Genomic DNA, 4,440 nt, shown 5'->3' with positions numbered 1-4,440 from the left:
GATCAATACACCTCTTATTCGCAGACAGGTGGTCTGCACATCATTAACCATACGCTCGACGCGATCTGCGAGATGTTCCCGGTTCTGACCCGACTGAAGATGCTGCGCTCCTGGGGCGGTATCGTCGACGTGACACCCGACCGCTCGCCGATCTTGGCCAAGACGCCGGTGCCGGGTCTCTATGTCAATTGCGGCTGGGGTACGGGGGGGTTCAAGGCAACGCCGGGCTCGGGCAACGTGTTCGCGCATACGATCGCCCGCGATGAGCCGCACCGGATCAATGCGCCGTTCACGATCGAGCGCTTTACCACCGGCCGCTTGATTGACGAAGCCGCTGCGGCTGCTGTCGCACACTGATTACCTAGAAACGAGACGAAGACGATGCTTCTCATCAAATGCCCTTACTGCGAAGAAGAGCGCCCGGAACTGGAATTTCGTAATGCGGGTGAAGCGCATCTCGTGCGCGCTGCCTCGATCGTCGAGCAGTCTGACGACGATTTCGCTGCCTATCTTTATTTCCGGCAGAACCCGAAGGGGCTGCAGTTCGAACGCTGGCGACATATTCACGGCTGCGGACGGTTCTTCAATGCCGTACGCGATTCCGTCTCGGACAAGTTCCTGACCGTCTACAAGGCCGGTGAACCGCGCCCGAACGTGGAGATGCTTCTCTCGCGGCCGCCAGTAGCAGCGCCGGAGCAGATCGAATAAGCGGCATTGAAACGCGCGCCCCGCGCCAAGAAAGCGGAGGTGTGAGCCAATGAGCGCTTCAACTCATTCAGGTAGCAACCGCATTGCCGGTGTTGGCCGTTTAACCCCGGCGAAAACGGTGCGCTTTACGTTTGACGGGCAGAATCTGACCGGTCTTGAGGGCGATACGCTGGCCTCGGCACTGCTTGCCAATGGCATTCATCTGGTTGGCCGTTCGTTCAAATACCATCGTCCCCGCGGCATTCTCTCAGCAGGCAGCGAAGAGCCGAATGCTCTGGTCGATATCGAGCGTGACAAGTCGCGCAAGCAGCCCAATGTCCGTGCGACCGTTCAGGAGATTTATGACGGGCTGAAGGTCAAGTCGCAGAATCGCTGGCCGTCGCTGACCTTCGACGTCGGCGCAGTTAACGATGTCTTCTCGCCGATGCTGCCGGCTGGCTTCTACTACAAGACTTTCATGTGGCCGAAGTTCGCCTGGAAGACGATCTATGAGCCGAGGATCCGCGCCGCTGCGGGTCTTGGTGTCGTCCCCGGCGAGCCTGACACCGACCGCTATTCCAATCGCTTCGCGCATTGCGAGGTGCTGATTGTCGGCGCCGGTGCTGCGGGTCTTGCCGCAGCGTTCAGCGCCGCATCGACAGGTGCCAAGGTCATTCTTTGCGACGAGCAGGCAGAAGCCGGTGGCGCGCTGCGCTATGAAAGCGATGTCACCATTGATGGCGTTTCGGGCTACGAATGGGCAGCCGCGACGATCGCGAAATTGCAGGCAATGGACAATGTGACCGTCCTTACCCGGACAACTGCGTTTGGCTATTACGCGCAGAATTTCGTCGGTCTGGTCGAACGGATCAGCGACCATCTCAGCACTCCTGGCTCAGATACGCCGCGCGAACGGCTGTGGCAGGTTCGGGCAAAAAGGGTTGTGCTCGCCACCGGCGCCATTGAACGGCATATGGTCTTCGCCAATAATGACCGTCCCGGTGTCATGCTTGCCTCGGCTGCACGCATGTTCCTCAACCAGTATGGTGTCGCGATCGGTCGCAAGGTCGGTGTCTACACGGCCAATGATTCAGCCTATGCGGCAGCGATCGACCTGAAGCGCGCTGGTGTCGATGTCCCTGTAATTGTCGATACCCGTGATAATCCCACATCGCCGATTGTCGATGAAGCACGTTCGCTTGGTATAGAAGTCCTGACCGGACATGCCGTTTACAGCGCAGGCGGCAAGCGGCGCGTATCATCCATGACGATCAAGCCGAACCGTGGCGGCACCGAACGCAAGGTTGCCGTGGATGCGCTGATCATGTCCGCTGGCTGGACCCCATCGGTGCATCTGTTTTCGCAATCTCGCGGCAAGGTTTCATGGGATGCGGCAAACGAACGTTTCCTGCCCGGCACCTATGCGCAGGATTGCGTGTCCATCGGCGCCTGCAATGGCACGGATGGTTTGCAGGCGACACTGGATGAAGCTTTTGCGGTAGGCGGCGGCAAAGTCAAATCCGTTGCTGCGCATGGTGGTACGGATTGGGTTGGTGGCATGATTGGCTCGGCCCCCGGTGCCGGTGCGGACAAGACGGTGAAGGCTTTTGTCGATTTCCAGAACGACGTGACGGCGAAAGACGTGCGGCTTGCCGTGCGCGAAGGCATGCACTCGATTGAGCACGTCAAGCGCTTCACCACCAACGGCATGGCGACAGATCAAGGCAAGACGTCCAACCTGCATGGCCTTGCCATTGCCGCTGAAGCGCTGAACCGGCCAATTCCGGCCGTGGGCCTGACCACCTTCCGTGCGCCGTTCACGCCGGTGACGTTCGGTGCTATCGTCAATCATGCCCGGCATGACCTGTTCGATCCGACGCGGCGTACGCCCATCCACGGCTGGCATGCTGCGCAGGGGGCCGCGTTCGAAGATGTCGGCCAATGGAAGCGCGCCTGGTACTACCCGCAGGCAGGCGAAGACATGCACGCAGCAGTCAACCGCGAGTGCGTTGCCGTGCGCAACCAGGCCGGTATCTTCGATGCCTCAACGCTCGGCAAAATCGAGGTGGTCGGACCGGATGCCGCAAAATTCCTGGAGCTCCTTTACACCAACCCTTGGGAAAAGCTTGGTGTTGGACGCCTGCGCTACGGCATCATGCTGCGTGAAGACGGGTTCATTTACGATGATGGCGTCGTTGGGCGCCTCGCGGAAGATCGCTTCCATGTGACGACGACAACCGGCGGTGCGCCGCGCGTCATGCACCACATGGAGGATTACCTCCAGACCGAATTCCCGCATCTCAATGTCTGGCTGACCTCGACGACCGAACAATGGGCGGTGATTGCCGTACAGGGTCCGAAGGCACGCGAAATCATTGCGCCGCTGGTCGAAGGGATCGATATTTCCAACGAAGCCATGCCGCATATGAGTGTCCGGGAAGGCAAGATTTGCGGTGTATCGACACGCCTGTTCCGGATGTCGTTCACCGGTGAAGCCGGCTACGAAATCAACGTGCCTGCGGACTATGGTCAAGCCGTGTGGGAGGCCGTCTACGAACGCGGCAAGCCGCTTGGTCTGACGCCCTATGGTACCGAAGCGATGCATATCCTGCGCGCCGAGAAGGGCTACATTATTGTTGGCCAGGACACCGACGGAACCGTCACTCCGCAGGATGCAGGGCTGACCTGGGCCATCGGCAAGAACAAGACGGATTATGTCGGCATTCGCGGTCTCTTGCGCCGTGATTTGGTGGCAGATGGCCGCAAGCAACTTGTTGGCTTGAAGACGGTGGATCCGAAAGTCGTGTTGGAAGAGGGCGCGCAAATCGTTGCCAACCCGAACCAGCCGGTGCCAATGACCATGATCGGTCATGTGACATCGTCCTACTGGTCGGAAAATTGCAGCCGCTCCATCGCCATGGCGCTGGTGGTCGATGGAACAAAGCGCCTCGGGGAGACGCTCTATGTGCCAATGCCGAATGGAGTGATCGAAGTGGAAGTAACCGGCACAGTGTTCTTCGACGAAAAGGGAGAGCGTTTGAATGGTTGAGATGATCCAGGCAACACGGTTGCATCCGCTGCAGGCAGGTTCCGTATCAGTCGCCTTGGCCGACAACGCGACGCGCGTTTCGTTGCGCGCCATACCAGACGCAATCCCGGCACTATCCAAGGCGCTGGGACTGGATCTGCCAGTGAAGCCGAAATCGACTGTCACGAACGGCAGTCGCGCCGTCATGTGGATCGGCCCCGATGAATGGCTGATCATCGACAATGCTGACAGCAGCCTCATCGCTGATCTTGCTGCGGTAAAAGTACTGCACTCGGCGGTCGATATTTCGCATCGCAATGTCGGCATCATCGTCTCCGGCAAGGGCGCAGATGCAGTCGTCAATGGCGGGTGCCCGCAAGACCTGTCGCTGAAAGCCTTTCCGGTAGGAGCCGCTTCCCGTACCGTTCTCGGCAAGGTCGAGATCGTGCTGTGGCGTACTGGCGAAAACAGCTTCCGTGTCGAGTGCTGGCGGTCGTTCTCGACCTATGCCTACGCTTTTCTCCAGGAATCGGCGCGCGACGTCGTCATCTAGCACAGGCTTCGATTTAGCGATCCTACGTTTAAAAGAACCGGGTGTGGCTATCCCGTGCCACGCCCGCTTTTCGCGTCTGGCCCTTGAGTGGTTGGGAAGACGGGGCAGCCGTCGAAGCGCGTCTTGGTAGAATAAATGCGATCCGAAGACCGCCATCCGGCGACGTTTTATC

General features: G+C 59.3%; 4 protein-coding genes. All 4 read left to right on the top strand.

Features of this window, described 5'->3' with window-relative positions; all coding sequences use genetic code 11:
- The coding region (locus AAAC48_RS06035; protein WP_340653316.1) for an FAD-dependent oxidoreductase at nt 1-357 on the top strand (357 nt) is incomplete at its 5' end.
- 24 nt (nt 358-381) lie between these two features.
- Entirely contained in the window at nt 382-708 is a 327-nt protein-coding gene (locus tag AAAC48_RS06030) for a sarcosine oxidase subunit delta (RefSeq protein WP_340653315.1), read from the top strand.
- Nucleotides 709-757: 49 nt separating this feature from the next.
- Entirely contained in the window at nt 758-3,736 is a 2,979-nt protein-coding gene (locus tag AAAC48_RS06025) for a sarcosine oxidase subunit alpha (protein WP_340653314.1), read from the top strand.
- Entirely contained in the window at nt 3,729-4,268 is a 540-nt protein-coding gene (locus AAAC48_RS06020) for a sarcosine oxidase subunit gamma (RefSeq protein ID WP_340653313.1), read from the top strand. Before AAAC48_RS06025 ends, AAAC48_RS06020 begins: the two co-directional genes overlap by 8 nt.
- Nucleotides 4,269-4,440: the final 172 nt, after the last annotated feature.

The sequence above is a fragment of the Phyllobacterium sp. genome, assembly GCF_037994405.1.
GTDB lineage: Bacteria > Pseudomonadota > Alphaproteobacteria > Rhizobiales > Rhizobiaceae > Phyllobacterium.
This window is presented reverse-complemented; position numbering and strand designations above follow the sequence as displayed.